Source organism: Chitinispirillales bacterium ANBcel5, from assembly GCA_029688955.1.
Taxonomy (GTDB): Bacteria; Fibrobacterota; Chitinivibrionia; order Chitinivibrionales; family Chitinispirillaceae; genus Cellulosispirillum; species Cellulosispirillum alkaliphilum.
On sequence record JARUKZ010000004.1, the window covers coordinates 72,808 to 90,817 of the forward strand.

Genomic DNA, 18,010 nt, shown 5'->3' on the forward strand with positions numbered 1-18,010 from the left:
ATGGCGATAACTGATATTGAAAAAAATAAAACACCTGGAGATAAAACCGAAAAGGTAGGTTCCGGAGGGAATACCCCAATTTTTGAGGTTGATGATCTTCACCTCCATTACCTTACCAGGTTTGGCGACAAAATCCCCGCCGTTGCAGGTGTATCATTTTCTATGAAACAAGGGGAAGTGCTTGGTATTGCCGGTGAATCAGGTTGCGGAAAATCGACCCTGGTTAATGGATGTATGGGGCTTTTCATACCACCACTCAATCCTACTTCCGGTGATGTTCGTGTTGCGGGTGAGTCAATCATGAGTAGAACACATGCAGATGTAAGAAAAAATGTGTTGGCAAAAAAGGTTGCTATGATTCCCCAGGGAGCGTTTAATTCTCTAAATCCAACCCGCAAAATCAAAGACATTGCTGCAGATATGATAGCAAGTCACGAAGGTAATGTTAATAGAAAAGAGCTATATGAACGGCTGAGGGATCGTTTCAATCTTATTGGAATGGATCAGAGTATCTTAAACTCTTATCCTATCGAAATTACAGCAGGAATGCGTCAGCGTTCAGTTATAGCTATTTCTACTCTACTGAATCCAAAAATGGTTATTGCTGATGAGCCAACATCCGCTCTTGATGTTACGACTCAGAAATCTGTAATTAAAATGATTTTCGATCTACTTGACAAGGGAATCTTTTCAAGTATGATCTTTATCACTCACGAATTACCGCTTCTGCGCCATGTGGCAGGACGTATTGCTATCATGTATGCGGGGCAGTTAGTCGAAGTGGGAACAACAGATCAAATCGTTTTCGATCCAAGGCATCCTTATACTAAAGCACTTATGGGTTCAATGTTAAGTGCTGAGCCTGGCCAGAAACAGAGAAAACCGGTTGCAATTGAAGGTGCTCCGCCCAATTTGGCAAAGCCAATTTTCGGATGCCGTTTTGCAGAAAGGTGCCCTGAAGCCAGAAAAGATTGTAAGGGAAAAGAACAGGAAATACGAATTGTCGCAGACAGACAGGTGAGGTGTGCTTATGCCAGTTGAAACTGATATCTTTAACGCACAGAATGTTACCTGTGTTTTTGGTCATGGTAAAAAAAGAGTCACCGCAGTAGATGATGTAACATTTAAAATCTGTGATCAGGAGATTGTGTCTTTAGTAGGGGGATCTGGATGTGGCAAAAGTGTTCTTGCCAAACTTATGCTTAGTCTTCATAAGCCTACATCTGGTGTTTTTCTCTACAAAGGAAAAGTGATTGAGGATCAAAAGGAACACTGGAGAGAGGTGCAACCTGTGTTTCAAGACCCTTTTAGTTGCTTTAATCAATTCTTTACCATTCGCTCACAGCTAAAAGATTCTTTTGGTATCATAAAAGAAAAACCATCTAAAAAAGAGATCGAAGAGAGAGTGGACCAGGCTCTGCTTGCTGTGAATATTAAGCCTCATGAAATCGAAGGTAAGTATCCCTTTGAATTATCGGGCGGACAGATGCAAAGAATGCTTCTGGCCAGAATTTTTATTCTGAGACCAAAAGTGCTTATTGCAGATGAACCAACCAGTATGGTAGATGCCTGTGTAAGAGCAAATATTCTCGATTACCTTATGAAGCTTAAAGAAGAGCTCAAAATGACAATCGTATTTATTACTCACGATATTGGGCTTGCTTATTATGTAAGTGACCGGCTCTTTATTATGCATAAGGGTAAAATTGTGGAACAGGGTTCTCCAGATGATGTAACCCAAAGACCACAAAGCGATCACACAAAGCAGCTTCTTTCGGATATTCCGGATATCCACAGGGAGTGGATTACTGCTTAGATAATACTTTTGGATAGAATAGTAAAGGGGGAGGTGATCATAGGTCAACCTCCCTTTTTTTGTGTGCCATGCATGGCACTTCTCTATAGGATGAAAGTTCCAAACGGGCGCAGTCGGTTGCGAACCGTAGCAAAGGGCAAGGTTGCTACTGCGAAGTAGAGACTGAAAGAAGCCTGAGGCAAAAGGTGGATTTGACGAAAAGAAATCGGATATAAGGCATAGCAGGCGGGTAACCGAGCAATGGATTGGAACGCCCAATAACCGACCGTAACCCTGCAGTGTAAATCCGGCAAGTTTACCTGAAAGAGGGGTGTCTTACCATGGGAGGTCTCCGTTCCGAGAGGAGTGGAGAAGTCAGCAGAGGCCATAGTATTGCCGTGAAAACGGGAGAAGGGCCGAATTTTCAAATCAAGAAGCAGTTAGTTGCAGACCTGTAAAAGCTATGATACTTGCAGAAAAACATGTAGAACGACAGATAAATCTGCTGGATGCAGAAGAATGGCGGGAGTGTAGCCCACCGGTGAGAGGGGAAGACGTATTCGACTCTGATACTGGCAGGGTTAGCAAGCAATGGCTTTCAGAGTGTGCAAAAGAACGAGTCTTGACAAAGCGACTACTCGAAGATGTTGCCGATTTGGGTAATCTGGATCGGGCATGTCGCAAAGTAGTATCCAATGGTGGTTGTGCTGGAGCGGATGGGATGAAGACCTCTGAGTTGAGAGAATGGTTCTCCCGAAATGCTCCAAACCTTCGCACCAAGCTCTTGTCTGGAGAGTACCGGTCAGAAGCCGTGCTTGAGGTGCAAATACCCAAAAGTAACGGGGGTAAACGAACGCTGGGCATACCGACAGCAATAGATCGGGTGGTTCAGCAGGCCATAGCGCAGGTACTGAGTCCCAGATATGAGCGGATTTTCTCCGATTACAGTTACGGGTTTCGCCCAAACCGCTCCGCTCATGAGGCACTCAGAACAGCGGGCGCATTCATAAGAGCAGGGCGGGAATGGATTGTTGACATTGACCTGGAGAAGTTTTTCGATACGGTCAATCAACAAAGGCTTATGTGGCTATTAAGTCGCAGAATCGGAGATAAACATCTTCTCAGGACAATCCACAGGATACTCAGGTCTGGTATCCTGAAGGGTGGTTTTGTTAGTCAAAGGATTAGCGGAACACCACAGGGAGGCCCTTATCCCCGCTTTTATCAAACATAGTGCTTGATGAGCTGGATAAGGAACTTGAGCGTCGCGGACATACTTTTGTACGGTATGCAGATGATCTTCGTATCTTTGTTGTAAGTAAAGAGGCAGCTTTGCGGGTGATGGGTAGTACTACTAAGTACATAGAGGCCCGTCTTCGCCTGAGAGTAAACAGGGAGAAAAGCAGAGTGTGCAAGGGATGGAGTACTGATTTCCTTGGGCACAGTCTGAACAGAGACGGTTCGCTCATTCTAAGCAAAGAAAGTGAAAAGCGTTTTCGGCAAAAGATGCGTCAAGTTACCTGTCGAAGACGTGCGATCAGCTTACAATGCCTTATTACAGAACTCAACACTGTACTTCGGGGGTGGCTGTATTACTTCAGGTATGCTGAGATGAGAGGACGATTGATAAAACTAACGAGCTGGTTACAACGTCGTCTTCGTTGCTTTAGATTGAAGCAGTGTAAAAGAGTCATTGGTATAGTACGCTTCCTCAGGAGCAGAAAAATACCTGAATGGCAATGCTGGATAATGGCACTGTCTGGTAAAGGATGGTGGCGATTATCCGCTACGCCACAGGCTCATGAAGCAATGAACAACAAATGGTTTTATCATATCGGCCTGTTTAATTTGATGGATAACTACAAACGTTTGAAATTTGAAGAAACCGCCGTATACCAACAGGTACGTACGGTGGTGTGAGAGGCTTATGAGGCTGAGGGTAAACCCTCATCCTCACAGCCTACTCGATTGAGGGTGGTCTGCCATGCACGGCATTTTTAGCTATAAAACGTGTAAAAAGGTAATTGATAACACTCTGTTTGTGAGGCAGCAACATACGGTAACCTGGTGTAGCAAAATTTGTCATGTCCAGGAAAATGGTGATGGTATAGAGCACCACAAAAGGACCTTGGAGCACTGAGATGTAAGTGGCTCTGCCAAAGTCGATTTATATGATCTGACAACTCAGATTAAACGTTTAAACCCAAAATAACGCCGTATTTCACCAGATGCGTACGGTGAGGAGATTTGTAAGAAGGGTATTACCGCTCATTCTCAAGACCCAATCTATAAATCAAACCTCAAACAAAAACTGCTGCCTACCAGGCAACCAGTACCATTTTCAAAGCATACGCATACCTCTTCTGCTTCATTCATAGTAAATGTTTCAATATTGCAGTTTCCTGCATGTTTTTTGCTGATAATCATAACTGGCACTTACATCCCTGCAGTGAAAACCCAAAATCATCACTTTAAGTAGTTTCATCAGATCCGGTTAATATAGACAAAGGAATTACCATGAAAACCAAAGAAGTAATTCTCAAAAATAAAAACCAGATGCCAAAGAGAAATCCATTTGCCGGCTCCTTCTCTTTTGGCCGAAATAGTGATATGGAGCCACCGGTTCTGTCTGTAGAGGTCGAAGAGCTGGATACGCGGGACCTGCCTTTGCTCTCAAGGGACAGTGATGTTGTAGCGTTTGCTCCCGTAATGCCTATGAAGCTCATTGAACCTGTGAAAGTGCAGTTAAGCGAAGCAATGCGTGAACAATCTGTAACATGGGGAATAAGGGCAACAGGTGCAGACACTTGTCCCTTTTCAGGTAACGGTGTTGTTGTGGCTGTTCTGGATACTGGGATCGATTCAAAACACAAGGCTTTTGATGATGTTCAGCTGATTCAACGGGATTTTACCGGAGATGGGGATGGTGACCCTAATGGACATGGAACTCACTGTGCGGGAACAATTTTTGGAAGAGATATTCAAGGAATACGAATTGGAGTGGCAAAAGGGGTAAAAAAAGCATTGATAGGAAAAGTTCTGGGTAATAACGGTGGTGGATCTACAGAGCAAATTATGAGTGCAATAATGTGGGCTTTAGAAAGTGGTGCTCATATAATCTCCATGTCTCTTGGTATGGATTTCCCTGGATATGTACGTTCTCTTACAGATTTGGGATATCCTGCTGAACTTGCAACATCCAGGGCGCTGGAGGCTTATCGTGCTAATACACAGCTTTTTGAGAGGCTGGCCTCCCTGATCAGAGCAAACGGCAGTTTCGGTCAGTCTTGTATTCTCATTGCTGCAGCGGGTAACGAAAGTCGTCGCGAAATACACCCTGATTGGGAGATCGCAGTTGCACCACCAGCTATATCAGAAGGTATAATCTCTGTCGGAGCACTGGGAGAAGGCCAGGGGGGACTCACCATTGCCAATTTCTCCAACACTGGTGCTAATGTTTGTGGTCCGGGCGTAAATGTGGTTTCAGCAGAGACCGGTGGGGGACTCGTTGCATTAAATGGCACAAGTATGGCCGCTCCACATGTAGCAGGAATCGCAGCGTTTTGGGCAGAAAAGATGATACGTTTTGGAAGGTTAAACTGTCAGGAGCTTTCCGCCCGTCTCATAGGTAATTCACAGTTGAGCCCTTTGAGAGAGGACTTTGATCCCTTTGATGTGGGCGCGGGTCTTATACGGGCACCACAAAGTTGAGGCTACCAGTGTCTTCACACTAACCATGCCGGGGGGCCTTTTTATCTCTGTCGTCTCGGTTTTATGAGGTACTGAATGGAAAAACTGCGCATTCCATTTCTCATAGTAGCGGGGGTCCTTTTATCACTGGCCTTCTTACTGCAGATTGGTTCCGGTTTTTTAGCACAATTTCTTGCAAGCTTTTTTGACTCACAGATGTTAATAGATGCTGGAGAAGCTGGTGTTCCCCCCGGACTCGCTATCAGATATATGGCTCTCTTTGATGGACTTTTTCTTTACACTGTTGTGCTGATACTTTTACCTCTTATAACCACTCATGGGATACATGCCAAATATCAGGGAGTAGTCACTCTGATATTATCTGTAATTGCGATAGTTCTGGCAATTGTTTTAGCCATTGTCGCTGTATTGCAATTGATTATAATGGTGAGCTTATTGTTTGCTCCGATTTTTGGAACAATTGCATACTTCTCGCTTTATGCATCTTTTCCGATAAATACATCCAGGGGAATACTGTCGATGATCATGGCGTTGAAGATAGGATTTGCTTTTTTCCTGTTATTCGCACATCAACGATTTTTGCAAAACAGAAGCTTGGTGATTTTAACGTTGGTTTCAATGGCTCTTGGGATAGTGATTAGTTTTCTTCATGGAATCGTACCTGGTTTTCTGGTAAGCATCACTGATGCTATTGCAGCTATCCTGGTAGTAATTGTTGCGTTCATATGGGCAGTGAAGTATCTGATCGGAGGGGTTATGTCGGTGAAAAATGTATTCACCTGATACTTCTGTTTAGTCGATTACGAAAAGTTCTGTATCCCTTAACCGCACCGATACGTTTCCTCTTATCTGAGTAAATCGTAGCTCACCTGAACTTTGAAGCATAATCATGTTGCAGCATGATGGAAAGCGTTCTGTATCTCGTACCGATACAGTACATGTTTGATTCCGTAAATCTTCAAATCTGTCTTCAGCTCTGGATGCCTGATAGTGTATGATAGTCATGGCATTTCTGTCCTGTGGTATCAGAGGGGTTACGCAGAACTCAGCGTTTCGCATCTCTTCATCCGAAGGATCTACTCTGAATGTCCGTGGAGGAAATGCTAGCTGCCGAAGTTCATTTTCCTGTAGTTTTGGGGCAAAACGTCCTAAAATGTCAGAAATAAAACCAAATACAGGAAAATCTCGTGGATCGAAGTCATCGGCTGAAACAGGTCTGTCCGGGATGTTTATGGAAACACCCATTATGAAAAGTATAATTACTGCAGCAGCGATTCCGCATAGAACAATTATTGCTTTTTTCTGATTGTCCATAAGTTGCTCTACTTAAATAGGTCATGGATGGATTATCCCTATCTCCTACAATACACATCTGGTTGAAATCACTATGTTGATATACTATCTTGTACAGAATCCATTTCTTAAGAATACCGCACCTCGTAAGTCACATAAATAGGCTTTTCTTTTTTTATAATTTGATGAATCAGACTATCAAACTTTTTAAACGCACTGTTAATGTCCACTACAATGTGAAATGGTATCGGGTTATCCGCATCTTCATTTGAATGTTCTACAACTCGAACTCTCTCATCTCCAAGAGCAATGGATATAAACACCTGTAACCCAGGGGCTGTTCCTCTCCATTTGCTTAGAAATGCACCATTTGCAATCAATTCTCTGAGTCTTTCAATCAAGAAACTCCTGTTTTCGCTAAATATTTCTGAGTTAATGCTGTAGCTTTGAACGAGCCATTCCAGATTAATCCAGTGGGCCAGAAGGGTAACCAGGTTTTCCCTTGTTCTGCGCGGATCGAAAAGAGTATCCTGAGAGGATAAGATTTCCTCCGCCGGTTTATGGAGTTCTTCCATTATCTTCAGGATAGCTTCCAGAGGACTACCGGGGTGGGCCGTTTGGCGTAGAATTTGTGGAAGAAGATTTAACATTTCTTTTGTTTGCACCCTGTCATCTCCATAGTAAAAAAGTCACCAAAATAGGTAGCTTTATCTTCTAAAATAGGTCATTGCGGGATTGGATCTTTGAACAACAAAACACAGGTTGGTAAAACTGTGCATACGAATTATATCACGTGTGAGCTCCGCCTCCTCACGGTTAGGAAAACTGCGAATAACTCTGTTCTCTTCAAGAAGAATAAACCCCTGAAATCCCGGTAGAATCGTGAGGTTTTGTGGATCGAAACTGATACAGTTTTCTCCACTGATACTTCCAGTAGGAGATACATCGTTTGTTAGCCAGTATTCAATTGATGGTCCGGGGCGTCCTACAAAACAACGTGAATTCATCTCATAGTGGTTAATAATTTCTAAAGCTCGCTCGGCATCACTCCTTTCATCAAACAATTTCATCCTTCTTCCACCGTGAGTTAATAAAAATCTTGAGTTGTCATCCCGTATTTCAAGGCGCTCTCTATCAAAGCCCAAGCAGTCCTGATCAACAGTAGGTCCTCTACGAACGAAATATCTGACCTGGTCGCCCGCTACAACTACTTCATCGGCTTCAGGTCGGGTTTCGACAATTCTGCCTGGTATCTGTCCTGTGTCTCTATGTCCTCCAAACACCGGTTCAAAACCGGCCTCTGTGAGCAGATTCCTACCACTCTCCTCAGTTGCACCTACAACCGAAGGAACCCTTACACCAATTGTGACAATAACAGCAGTATTTCTCTCAACTGATGCACCCTCTTCCGGACGTTGATCGATTACTATCCACAGAGATTGATCATTCGGTAAATTTGTCTGGATCAGACTGTCTCTTAGCTGCCTGTCCGAAAGCAAATCTGCCGCTTGTTCATAAGACATCCCTTCTAAATCTGGTACACGGACTTCCGGAGACGGGCAGGTAATTAATAAAATGATTATCAGCAGAAGCAGTACAGCTCCGCCGATTGCGATGTATATCCACCAGGGTGGTTTGGTTTTAGGCTCCGGTGCTTCCTCCACTTCAATGCTGACCGTTTGACCTTCAGTATAATCCTCATGAGGGTGTTCCTCAGAGAATGCGTCCAACCGAAAGCGATAGGTTCCTTTGGGAATCTGTGGCGGAACTTCGATATTCACATTTACATTATAGGATTCATTCGGTTCGTAGTCGCGCTCAATGCTCTTTGAATCTATTTTAAACCACTCCGCATTAGTTTCTCCCAGCGGGACTGCTCTTACTCTTCCGGTTATGCTGACAGCCGATGTATTTGTAACAATAAACGTACAGGAACCGGTTCTTACTTTTTCGGTTTTTCCTGTAACCTTAACATCCGTCTGAGTTGCTGATATTGCAAAACTTTGCCCCATTAATTCCTCCAAGCTTTTTGTCTTACGATCGAGTTCACTCTTCTGTTTCCACCACTATTTTGTGTTCTCCTGAACAAAATAGCCAGTTTGGAGGTATAGTGACCGTTTCAGTGAACACTGTATCAGAGCATATTTTAAAAACTTTTGCATCACTGCTTATGAATACACCCTTAACACCTCCAGCAAGTAAGAGTGGCTCGCTACGTTTCTGATCTGACTGTATCGCTAATACCGGCTCAAAAATCCGACCCCTGTCTCTAAATGGTAAGCCACTGTCGATAGAGTGTTTTTGCCATGAAGCAGAACTGGTTCGCGAATCAAGAGCTAAAACACCGGCGTTATGTGTTCCGGCATATGCCCTGGTGTTGTGAAAAGTGAGAGAAAAACAGGAACCACCACTCCACTGCTTATTGAAGAGAACCCATTCATTTTCCAGGTTTGATGAGCTGCTTAGTTCAAGTCTGAAACACCCTTTTCCCTCCTCTGTGCCAGCTGCGGTAACTGCTGCCCAAAGAAATATCCGTCCTCCGTACTGATTGGACTTCAATAAACGGATATCTTCTCCTTTGAGCCCGGTGTGTGAAAATGTGCCGGCTCTTCCCTGGCGATCTGAGATGAAGATTCCGCCATTGCGTCGAGACGACACTGCCACATAAGAGATTCCACGCTCATCCTTTGCCGCTTCCACTGAGTAAAACCCTCTGGATGGCTCATTGCTGTCGACCAGAATATGTCCCGGAACAGCACCCACTTTGAGTGTCAATTCAAACAACCCGCTCTCAGCAGTAAATAGTAGAATCGGCTCGTTGTCCCGCTCTGTCCAGGCAATATCATCTATCTCAAATGCGGTTTGGTGAAGAAGATCCCAGCTTCCGCTTTCACCACAATCTTTTGATAGATAAAGTTTTGAATATCGCTCATCGTTGCTTCTAAAGATAGTGGTACTCACAGCCAGGTATCCTGCAAAAGTGTTGCTGGACTCAATTTTTCGAATCTCTTCATCCTGGAAGGTAGTTATAAGCTCCCAACCATTTGCTTCATTAGAGGTGCGAAAAAGAGATGAACCGCTTGAAGCATACCACATTCTTTCCTGAAAAGAATCGACCTGTATGCATCGTACATCTGTTGAGGGAGCATACTGAACCTTCAATTTTACATTGTCGGCATATCGTACCGCAGGTTCAGCGAGCAGAATATCGTAAACTGAAGATACCCTTAGAGGGCTATTGAATTCCCACCCTGATGAATTGTTTTCAGAAGGTATTGGATTTATTGCAATGTAGAGTCGCTCTAAAACCCTTTCTTTTAATTTTGAAGTATTTTCACCCTGATTTACCACTACTCTGGCGTGCACACTCACCCCTTTATATCGTACCCAATTCACAAGAACCGTTATTCCAAGGGGAGTTCTTTTCTTCAGTTCTTCACGAATAAGGTCAAGGGTGGAAATTTTTTGCTGATTTAAAATATTGTTTATAGATATGCGTCCTGAGTTCCATTTTGACTTAGGAATTGAAGGTACAGCCAGTACTTCTACAGTACCTCTCAGAGCATATTTCCATAACTCAATTTTAGTGTAAGCATGAGCTCTGCTTACATCTCCGGAGATTTGTTTTGTAACAAGCTCAATATCGTCTGCCGTCACGGCACGCTCAAGAGATCTGAATTGAAGCGGTCCGCGAAGCAGTGCGTTGTCTATGCTTTCTGTTGGTGCGCCTCCGGTTGCAGGAGTTACATTGGTTACTGTGAGGTGAACACCCGGTACTGGATCTTTTAGTACATTGAGAACCTCCGCAGACGCGTTTCCACCATCACCACCTCCATGTGCATACCAAAGCCGGATCTCTCTGCCTTCAGGGACCGCTTCCCCCAGAGCAGGTAGTGGAGCATCTTCATCTTCATCATGTATTTTTACCGATGGTGTAAAAGTAATCACACCGGTAACGCGGTCTGCTGTGAAAACATACCTATCTTTACCCAAGTTTGCGAAGCTTTCAACCTCGCTCCAGATTCTGAACACTTTGTCTCCATAGGAGATCGTCTCAGCTCTTTGAGAGAGCTCTTCCGGTGTTGATTCAACCCCAACTAAGAGCTCTGCCCCTGCAATAATGGGTGTTTTCGCGGCTTGAACCCATTGCCCGGGAACACCGTTCCCATGCCCGGCCAGCTCCCCGGTGACCATCTCTGCATTGAATGCGTCGACTTTGATCTCCTTTTTGCCGGGTTTGATACTGGCAAGTTTAGTGGTTATGAATATGGGTGGTTCTGTTTCACTGCCAGATTGATCAAGAGTAACCCTTGTATACTGAGGGATATCTATTTGGTTTGGCATGGGTGTTTTCAGCGAAAATTGAAGTGTTGTTCTGGCGGCCTTGGGAGGATAAAGTTTAACCCCGAGCAACCGCAGAAATTCAACAAAAGCTTTTTGCGGTAAGCGGTTAATTCTATAAATCATTGTTTCAGTAAGATATGCAAAAACTTCAATGAGCATTCGCCCGGGCTCCCCCATAGAAACATCGGTCCATTGGGGGCAAGATTGTGTAATCATTTTTAATGAATCTTTTACCAGGGAGTCAAAATCACGATCATCGATATTCATAGACGGAAGTGACATTATATCCTCTTTTGCTCAAGGTCTATGGTAAAATCAAGATATTCTGTTTTGTTTGAAACATTTGTTTTGTATTCGATAGTTATTTCGAGTAGTTCCTGATGCTGGGGATTAGCTTTTGCATCAAGGCGCAAAATAGTGATACGTGGTTCCCATCTTCTGATAGCTTCGCGAATATAATGAATTGCTAAACCCGCTGTTGTATCATCATTGACAGAAAAAGCCAACTTGTGAAGACTGCAGCCGTATTCAGGGTACATTACCCGTTCTCCCGGTGCAATTGATAGGAGCATAAGCAGTGACTGTCTGATCGATGCATTCGCTGAGATCATCCCGATTCCACCTTTGGAATTAATCCTTAATCCAACCGGGGAGGGGTACTGGTCAAAGTCCTGATTCGGAAAATCGAATTTCCAGGCAGTGGCTGGCATTGTTACTCTACCTCCTCTGCCAAACTTTGCCCCGGCTGTGCTACAGTGTATTCTACTGTCCCGGGAGGCGTTCCATCGGTTAATCCTTTTACTGTATCAAGACACACTCTTTTGCCTGAGATCTTTAAAAGATCACTATATCCAACCTGCACTGCCAGAGTGCTTGTGCATGGTTTTATTCCCACTCCCATATTTGGACACCCAAGAACTGATTTGCCAACCGGATCTGGCTCTACAAGAATTTTTCTACCGCGAATCGTTACAAAATCCTGAGACCCACTCATTGGTATTGTTCCGGTTTCGTGGGCGCATTTGAGCACTGCATCCTCAGTAAGAATTTTCATTGAATAAATCCTTGCCTGGTAAATATTTCCGTTCTAATTATCTTTCGGCAATATCAGTTTATTTGTTATTAGAGATATAAACTTAATCACTTCTGTATTCTTGCTGTATGCTACATACTGAAATTAGCCTCTTTCAAAATTGATACTGTTACCCCGGATTGTAATTTTGCTTCCGGGGGCTTCAATTAAAAGGTCACGTTTTGAGTGAAAAGTAACCTGTCTTGGGGCAAGCTCATAAAAGCTTCCCTCTTTGTTTTTAACTACTATGCTTTCTTCTGCATCATTGAGCATTATGGATTGCCCATCTTTTGTTTTTACTATGTAATTTTTAACAGCACCATTAACTACACCCCACCCGGGGGAATCACGATCTACACCGAAAAGCCCACCAAGTACGATTCCAAAGGACAGATCATTGTTAATTAGAAGGACCAAAACCTTATCACCAACATCAGGCAGCGCCACAATACCTTTATCAGAACCCGCAGCAGGGAATAGTACCGTTAACCAGTCTGACTGAACATTATTACATGTCGGAAAAGAGACCTTAACTCTTCCAAGATTTTCAGGATCATCAACCGATAGTACATTAGCCAGCGTAGCGACAGGGCCAACCTCATTTGAAACCAGTTCTGGAGGCTCGGTAGAAAATTTCGTTATAAAACCACTATGTACATCAATTTGATGAAGCACCTCTGTTAGTATATGAGTGGCACTAAACATTTTCTGTACACCTTCAATCTTAATTGCACTACCGGGAAAAAGTTCAGGATCTCCTTCAGCTACTCCTGTAATTGTAACTTCAGTCCCCTGGCTTCTGTTACCTATTGAGTTTGATAGTGAATCTGCATGTTCGTTATCAAAAAGTGGAATGTGATAAGTGGCTAAAGAAGGTGCATCTTCTTTGAGATTTGAAAAATTTCTGGCTATATCTGAAGAACTGGGACTATTTTCTGCTCTGCCTTTGTGCTCACTTACTCTGAATGGATTCCACCCAAATGTTTCAAATGAATCGTAGCTTTTGGTACCGTTACACTCAATTGTGCATTCAAGAAGGTTTTTGCCACGTGTTAAAATTTTGGGTTCCTCTTTTAATTCAGGAAGAAAGAACTCAAGTGTTTCATTTTTGAGGTAAAAGTAGAAGCCTGTTCTCTGTGAGATTGATGTTATAAAGTCCAGATCTGACTGTTGATATTGAATAATATAAGGAAAATGAGGACCACTTTTCTCTGCATTGACCAAGATAGTGTATTCTGCTGCAATCTCTGCAATAATATCAGAACAGGTGAGATTGGAATGCGACCTGCATTTTTGTTTTTTTCGCATTTTATAGAGTGAATCATAGGCCCGTAAAGTTACAACTTCTCCTGAAAATGGTTGATTTGTATATTCAACCGCCGCAGTTGTGCCCTTAAAAATCTGGTCTCCATCACATTTAATTATTAATTCTGTGGCAGGCTCAGTTTGCAAATTTTCATAAAATGAATCTGGTGGCTCTGTGAATGTTATTAGAGCCGCCGTTGGTAGATAGAGCGCCTGCCGGACGACGATACTACTAACCTTTCGGGCTGTTTGGGGATCAATGAGCTTTCCGTTGAGCTCAAGTTGCAGATTCGGAAGTACTGCAATCTGATTCAATTTGTCTCCTTCAAAATATTTACAGGGATTATTTCTATTGTTTCCCCTGGTTTAAGATTGAATGGATCATCTATGCTATTATAAGATGCCAGAAGGCGCCAATATGAAGCGTTGCCGTAAAATCTGGTAGCCAGATTGTCGAGTCTGTCGTGGGATGAAAGTGTATAGTTTGTAGTTTCTGTGTGTGAAAGATCCTGGCGTTTTTCAGGGATAAGTACGTTTTTATGTCTGAACCGTGGGGATCCTTTGAGGAGAATATCCTCCATTACTCTTAAAATTCTAAGGCGCATCCAAGAGCGTTTCGGAGCCCCTCCTCTGGTAAATTTATCAAATCTTTCTGCAACTTGTAAAACAACACCAGGAATGTTCCAGCTTTTTCCCCATACAAAACGAATCTGTGGTGGGATCTGTCTTCCTTCTGAGCTAATAAGGTTTTCTGCCATCTCCCAGAACGGGGATGTCAAATCACGCACATCTTCAGAGTGAATTGTAGATCCTGATATATGTACATCAAAGAGCAGATCTAACTCAAGCTCAGTGATACCACCTCCCGTATGAAGAATCGGGTTGTCTGAAAGCTCGGTGGAAACAAATGCACCTCCCAGTGAACTACGTGAGTGAATTCCAGCAGTTCTGCGCAACGTTAGTGACTGAGGGTTGAGCATGCAGGAGATTCGCTCATCTGAATGCACTAATATAAACGCAACACGTTCCATTTATATCCCATCTGTTCCAGTTTCAATTTTTCTAAGCTGGATTGATCCAGTTTTACAGTTATACTGTCTATTGTGCTTTGAACCTCTCTAAAATCCATTAGCTCTGGCCATTTGTTTGTGTTTTCATCATTAAAGGAGAGAAATTTATGGCCTTTTACAATTGGTCTATCATAGTTATTTCTCGCTGCCAGGAAAGATTTGCTGCATTCTAAGCTGTTCTGCTGTAATTTTGAACTCTTAAAGACAGGTGATTCCATTTGGTGTTGTTGCTTTGATTGTTTTTGAAAGACAATATTGTTTTTCCCCGTTTGCGCTATTTTGGATTCGCTACATTGTTTTAGTTCATTTCCTATACTATCATGCATGAAACAATCTTTGTCGCTTATGCTTGTAGATTCATCTCTACAGGTGGTGAGTTTGAGTGATCTCAACGGAGCTCTTTTATCTTTGTTTAGATCTTTTTTTAAAATTGGAACTTGTAATTTTTTTGATGATTGGCGGGCATGTGTTGTGATTATTGGGTGAAACCATGTTTTTTCGTTTGAGCTAATATACTTTGATGAGAGTACCTCTTTTTCTACAGCTTTACTCAACTTCAATGAATAAACCAAAGTCTTTGGAGAGCTGACTATAAAGCTTCTTTTCTTTTCTACATTAATATTCGATTTTTTTAAAGCAGCTGTATGAATTTGACCCGGTTCATTTAAAGCTGTCCTATCACTAGAATGCTTTATTTTCAGGCCTGATTTTTTGATGCACTTTTGAGGCTGATTCGTAATACTTACAGATGTATTGTCAAAATTCGGCGTGCTAATATTTGTAAGATTTGATGAATCCTCCCAATTGAGTTCGGTGAAGGAATTGATCTTATCAATCCAAAGTTGGGGAACCCCGCTGGCAGCCCGTGCTTTAAAATCAGCGACAGGGTCCCATTCACTACCTACTAGGGTCGTTTTCTCTGATGCAAAACACGCTTTTTTAAATATGTACTTCAAAGCTGCTAAAAAACTGAACCCCGTATTTTTAAGAAAAAGTATCCAAAATAAGTGACTGCTCATCTTTATGCCCTTTCAAGCCTTTCAAATGTCAGTGACATCGATTCAATGGCCAGCTCACTGGTCTGGGCATTCAAACGGGCTGTTTTCCAGTATGATGGCCATGCATCAAAGAGGTTCCATCTCAAGTGCTCAGATTGCTGGTCCGGCTTCATCAATATTACCGAAACTTCTCTTCTGTTCACAACAGAGCTATCTAATGAATCGTGAAACCATTCCCATACACTGTTATCATCTGTTAAACCATATCTGAACGTCACATCGCTGTAGTTTATGAGGCCTGGCAATCGATGAACATTGGCATCATCACCACCTTCCCTGTAATTAACTTTTGTTATTTCGACCTCTATACCATCGCATTCAATAAAATGAGCGACGATCCCCAGTCCATCTATATCAAGTTTCCAGTTGTACCCCTTGAATGGTTCTTTCCAACTTGCAGCCATAGATCAACTCCATGTTTTAGGTTATCTGTGAATGGTAGTTATGAGATATCTGTACCATCATTGCTTTGGCCGATTCTAAAGATCACAAACTCAGCAGGCTTGGCTGGCGCAACCCCAATAACTGTGACAACCATTCCTGCATCGATTGTTTCCTGAGGGTTAGTTTCGTTGTCACATTTAACAAAATATGCCTGCTCAGGGGTAGTGCCCTTAAGTGCACCCTGGAGCCACAATCTATAGAGGAATGCTTCAACATTTCTTCTTATCGATTTCCACAGCACTTCTGTGTTTGGCTCAAACACAACCCATTTTGTACTTGCGGCGATTGATCTTTGAACCATAGTCATCAGCCTGCGAACATTGATATATCTCCACTCACCGGCACCGGGAGCCAGAGTTCGTGCTCCCCACACTCTAATTCCTTCACCCGAGAAGGATCGAATGCAGTTTACACCGTTTACATTTAGTTCACTTTGTTCACTGTGGGTAATTTTATAAGCAAGATTAAGTGCACCATTCACAATTACATTGGCTGGTGCTTTATGAACACCACGGCGGGTATCGGTTTTGGCGTAGATTCCTGCAACATGCCCTGAAGGGGGAACCATTACGGTCGAGACAGGATCGAAGGGGTCGGTAATCTCTATCCAGGGAAAGTAAAATCCACCAAACCCCCGGTCTGTTTGCCTGGGTTTTGCGCCATCGGTACCATCGGGAGTTGCTACTTTGAGCAGTGATCGCAACGATTCGACCTTTTCGGGAGAATCCAGTATGGCAAATCTGTCCTCCAGCCTTTCGCAGTGAGTAAGCATCGCATCGTATGTTTGCGCATCAGTGAAACCCGGGGCTGCGACTATGGCGATATTATCTATCTCCTCAAACAGAGCAAGCCCTTTTCTCCCTTCTCCTTCACCCAGTATCGTTTTATCATTACCTATATTGACAATATGACACATGGAGCCGCCATTCTGAAAGAAGCCAAAGACCGCATGTGATAGGTCTGTGCTATTTTTTTCCTCTGAAACAAATTCCTGCTGAAACTGCGTCCAGTTTGCGATCTGAACAGCTTTGTGTACATTTTTTGTTCTATCCGGTGCTACTCCAATAAAACCGGCTGTGCTGGTTCCGACTGCTTCTATTGGTTTTGCTCCGGAGGATACCTCTTCAATAAATACTCCCGGCGTTCGGTAATTCATTTACACCTCCAGGGTTACTTTTAGCTTTACAGTGCCTTTATATTCTGTTTCTTCAACTTTTTTTACTTTTACTTTACGATCATTAATTTGGAACACTAACGATGATACTAACTCAGAAATGTTGCTAAATCCGGGTGTTTGAGTAATTTTAAATGAGCCATCTTCAGAAGTCGATGTATAATAACTGATCTGTGGAATTGAAATTTGCACGCTCTTCCGGGGCTTTCCATTCTTATCAAAACAGTGACCTGATATGCGGGTTACAAATGCTGGTTTTATAACAAGGGGTTTTTTTACAAATTTTGCCTCAGGCAACGATAGTTTTTTTGCAATTGTAAGAGATACCTGAAAACACGGGATTATAGGAATGTTTAAAACAGCCAGTTCCTGTGGAGTGGGAAACTTCGCATTAAGACTATGGTTTATAAGTGCTTCGAAGATCAGGTTATCTAATATTCTGCGTGCATTCGACAAATCATTATGCCATACTGTGATCAAATAATTCAGCGTCACTCTTATAGGTGTTTCAGGAAGAGAATCTCTCATTGGAGCTGGTGTTATTGAATACAAGTAGGCGTTGATCACATCTTCCGGAAGTGCTGTAATAGGAGAACTGAAGGAGATCGAATCAGTCTTTGAAACAGTCGTGATCCATTCTTCTAAGAATTGATCTGATTCTTCTATAGAGCTAAAAAAAAGGTCACTCATCTTTTTTGAATTCTCCATTTACCCTGGTTCTTGAACAACAAACAGATGAAAATG

The 18,010-nt window shown here is 42.8% G+C and carries 17 protein-coding genes and 1 pseudogene; 6 read left to right on the forward strand and 12 right to left on the reverse strand.

Going from position 1 to position 18,010, the window contains the following annotated elements:
• The 6 genes and pseudogenes from QA601_03285 (at nucleotide 1) to QA601_03310 (ending at nucleotide 6,289) form a co-directional block, all read left to right on the forward strand.
• A complete protein-coding gene (locus QA601_03285; GenBank protein ID MDG5814087.1) occupies nucleotides 1-1,041 on the forward strand; it encodes an ABC transporter ATP-binding protein in 1,041 nt (346 codons plus the stop codon).
• Nucleotides 1,031-1,816: a dipeptide/oligopeptide/nickel ABC transporter ATP-binding protein gene (locus QA601_03290; protein ID MDG5814088.1), complete on the forward strand. Its 786-nt coding sequence runs from the start codon at nucleotides 1,031-1,033 to the stop codon at nucleotides 1,814-1,816. Before QA601_03285 ends, QA601_03290 begins: the two co-directional genes overlap by 11 nt.
• 700 nt (nucleotides 1,817-2,516) lie before the next feature.
• Nucleotides 2,517-3,181, forward strand: a pseudogene (locus QA601_03295) (reverse transcriptase domain-containing protein).
• A 21-nt stretch (nucleotides 3,182-3,202) separates the two neighbouring features.
• Complete coding sequence (locus tag QA601_03300) at nucleotides 3,203-3,715, forward strand: group II intron maturase-specific domain-containing protein (protein MDG5814089.1); 513 nt, start codon at nucleotides 3,203-3,205, stop codon at nucleotides 3,713-3,715.
• Between the two features lie 597 nt (nucleotides 3,716-4,312).
• Nucleotides 4,313-5,506, forward strand: a complete 1,194-nt coding sequence (locus tag QA601_03305; protein MDG5814090.1) for a S8 family serine peptidase — start codon at nucleotides 4,313-4,315, stop codon at nucleotides 5,504-5,506.
• 75 nt (nucleotides 5,507-5,581) lie between these two features.
• Nucleotides 5,582-6,289 (forward strand): hypothetical protein, encoded by a 708-nt coding sequence (locus QA601_03310; protein MDG5814091.1) that lies wholly within the window; start codon nucleotides 5,582-5,584, stop codon nucleotides 6,287-6,289.
• 9 nt (nucleotides 6,290-6,298) lie between these two features.
• Here the strand turns inward: QA601_03310 and QA601_03315 are convergent, their stop codons facing one another.
• The 12 genes from QA601_03315 to QA601_03370 all read right to left on the reverse strand — a co-directional run bounded on the left by QA601_03315 (nucleotide 6,299) and on the right by QA601_03370 (nucleotide 17,956).
• A complete protein-coding gene (locus QA601_03315; GenBank protein MDG5814092.1) occupies nucleotides 6,299-6,820 on the reverse strand; it encodes a hypothetical protein in 522 nt (173 codons plus the stop codon).
• Nucleotides 6,821-6,927: 107 nt separating this feature from the next.
• Nucleotides 6,928-7,464 (reverse strand): phage tail protein, encoded by a 537-nt coding sequence (locus tag QA601_03320; protein MDG5814093.1) that lies wholly within the window; start codon nucleotides 7,462-7,464, stop codon nucleotides 6,928-6,930.
• Nucleotides 7,465-7,506: 42 nt separating this feature from the next.
• On the reverse strand, nucleotides 7,507-8,811 hold the full coding sequence (locus QA601_03325) for a PASTA domain-containing protein (GenBank protein ID MDG5814094.1): 1,305 nt from the start codon (nucleotides 8,809-8,811) through the stop codon (nucleotides 7,507-7,509).
• Between the two features lie 34 nt (nucleotides 8,812-8,845).
• On the reverse strand, nucleotides 8,846-11,425 hold the full coding sequence (locus QA601_03330; protein ID MDG5814095.1) for a putative baseplate assembly protein: 2,580 nt from the start codon (nucleotides 11,423-11,425) through the stop codon (nucleotides 8,846-8,848).
• Nucleotides 11,425-11,853 carry a GPW/gp25 family protein gene (locus tag QA601_03335; GenBank protein ID MDG5814096.1) on the reverse strand — a complete coding sequence of 143 codons (429 nt, stop codon included), beginning with the start codon at nucleotides 11,851-11,853 and terminating at the stop codon, nucleotides 11,425-11,427. Before QA601_03335 ends, QA601_03330 begins: the two co-directional genes overlap by 1 nt.
• Nucleotides 11,854-11,855: 2 nt before the next feature.
• On the reverse strand, nucleotides 11,856-12,197 hold the full coding sequence (locus QA601_03340; GenBank protein ID MDG5814097.1) for a hypothetical protein: 342 nt from the start codon (nucleotides 12,195-12,197) through the stop codon (nucleotides 11,856-11,858).
• A gap of 123 nt (nucleotides 12,198-12,320) precedes the next feature.
• Nucleotides 12,321-13,835 (reverse strand): phage baseplate assembly protein V, encoded by a 1,515-nt coding sequence (locus QA601_03345; GenBank protein ID MDG5814098.1) that lies wholly within the window; start codon nucleotides 13,833-13,835, stop codon nucleotides 12,321-12,323.
• Nucleotides 13,832-14,551: a hypothetical protein gene (locus QA601_03350; GenBank protein MDG5814099.1), complete on the reverse strand. Its 720-nt coding sequence runs from the start codon at nucleotides 14,549-14,551 to the stop codon at nucleotides 13,832-13,834. The genes QA601_03345 and QA601_03350 overlap by 4 nt, the downstream gene beginning before the upstream one ends.
• Nucleotides 14,527-15,609 (reverse strand): hypothetical protein, encoded by a 1,083-nt coding sequence (locus tag QA601_03355; protein MDG5814100.1) that lies wholly within the window; start codon nucleotides 15,607-15,609, stop codon nucleotides 14,527-14,529. The genes QA601_03350 and QA601_03355 overlap by 25 nt, the downstream gene beginning before the upstream one ends.
• 2 nt (nucleotides 15,610-15,611) lie before the next feature.
• Complete coding sequence (locus tag QA601_03360) at nucleotides 15,612-16,052, reverse strand: phage tail protein (protein ID MDG5814101.1); 441 nt, start codon at nucleotides 16,050-16,052, stop codon at nucleotides 15,612-15,614.
• Nucleotides 16,053-16,090: 38 nt separating this feature from the next.
• Nucleotides 16,091-17,248 (reverse strand): phage tail sheath subtilisin-like domain-containing protein, encoded by a 1,158-nt coding sequence (locus QA601_03365; protein ID MDG5814102.1) that lies wholly within the window; start codon nucleotides 17,246-17,248, stop codon nucleotides 16,091-16,093.
• Nucleotides 17,249-17,956, reverse strand: coding sequence for a hypothetical protein (locus QA601_03370; GenBank protein MDG5814103.1), 708 nt, complete (start codon nucleotides 17,954-17,956; stop codon nucleotides 17,249-17,251).
• Nucleotides 17,957-18,010: the final 54 nt, after the last annotated feature.

Bases quoted from the DNA above. Each gene is read 5' to 3' on its own strand.
- QA601_03285 (MDG5814087.1), top strand. From the start codon at position 1: ATGGCGATAACTGATATTGAAAAAAATAAAACACCTGGAGATAAAACC.
- QA601_03290 (MDG5814088.1), top strand. From the start codon at position 1,031: ATGCCAGTTGAAACTGATATCTTTAACGCACAGAATGTTACCTGTGTT.
- QA601_03305 (MDG5814090.1), top strand. From the start codon at position 4,313: ATGAAAACCAAAGAAGTAATTCTCAAAAATAAAAACCAGATGCCAAAG.
- QA601_03310 (MDG5814091.1), top strand. From the start codon at position 5,582: ATGGAAAAACTGCGCATTCCATTTCTCATAGTAGCGGGGGTCCTTTTA.
- QA601_03315 (MDG5814092.1), bottom strand. From the start codon at position 6,820: ATGGACAATCAGAAAAAAGCAATAATTGTTCTATGCGGAATCGCTGCT.
- QA601_03325 (MDG5814094.1), bottom strand. From the start codon at position 8,811: ATGGGGCAAAGTTTTGCAATATCAGCAACTCAGACGGATGTTAAGGTT.
- QA601_03330 (MDG5814095.1), bottom strand. From the start codon at position 11,425: ATGTCACTTCCGTCTATGAATATCGATGATCGTGATTTTGACTCCCTG.
- QA601_03335 (MDG5814096.1), bottom strand. From the start codon at position 11,853: ATGCCAGCCACTGCCTGGAAATTCGATTTTCCGAATCAGGACTTTGAC.
- QA601_03340 (MDG5814097.1), bottom strand. From the start codon at position 12,197: ATGAAAATTCTTACTGAGGATGCAGTGCTCAAATGCGCCCACGAAACC.
- QA601_03350 (MDG5814099.1), bottom strand. From the start codon at position 14,551: ATGGAACGTGTTGCGTTTATATTAGTGCATTCAGATGAGCGAATCTCC.
- QA601_03355 (MDG5814100.1), bottom strand. From the start codon at position 15,609: ATGAGCAGTCACTTATTTTGGATACTTTTTCTTAAAAATACGGGGTTC.
- QA601_03360 (MDG5814101.1), bottom strand. From the start codon at position 16,052: ATGGCTGCAAGTTGGAAAGAACCATTCAAGGGGTACAACTGGAAACTT.
- QA601_03365 (MDG5814102.1), bottom strand. From the start codon at position 17,248: ATGAATTACCGAACGCCGGGAGTATTTATTGAAGAGGTATCCTCCGGA.
- QA601_03370 (MDG5814103.1), bottom strand. From the start codon at position 17,956: ATGAGTGACCTTTTTTTTAGCTCTATAGAAGAATCAGATCAATTCTTA.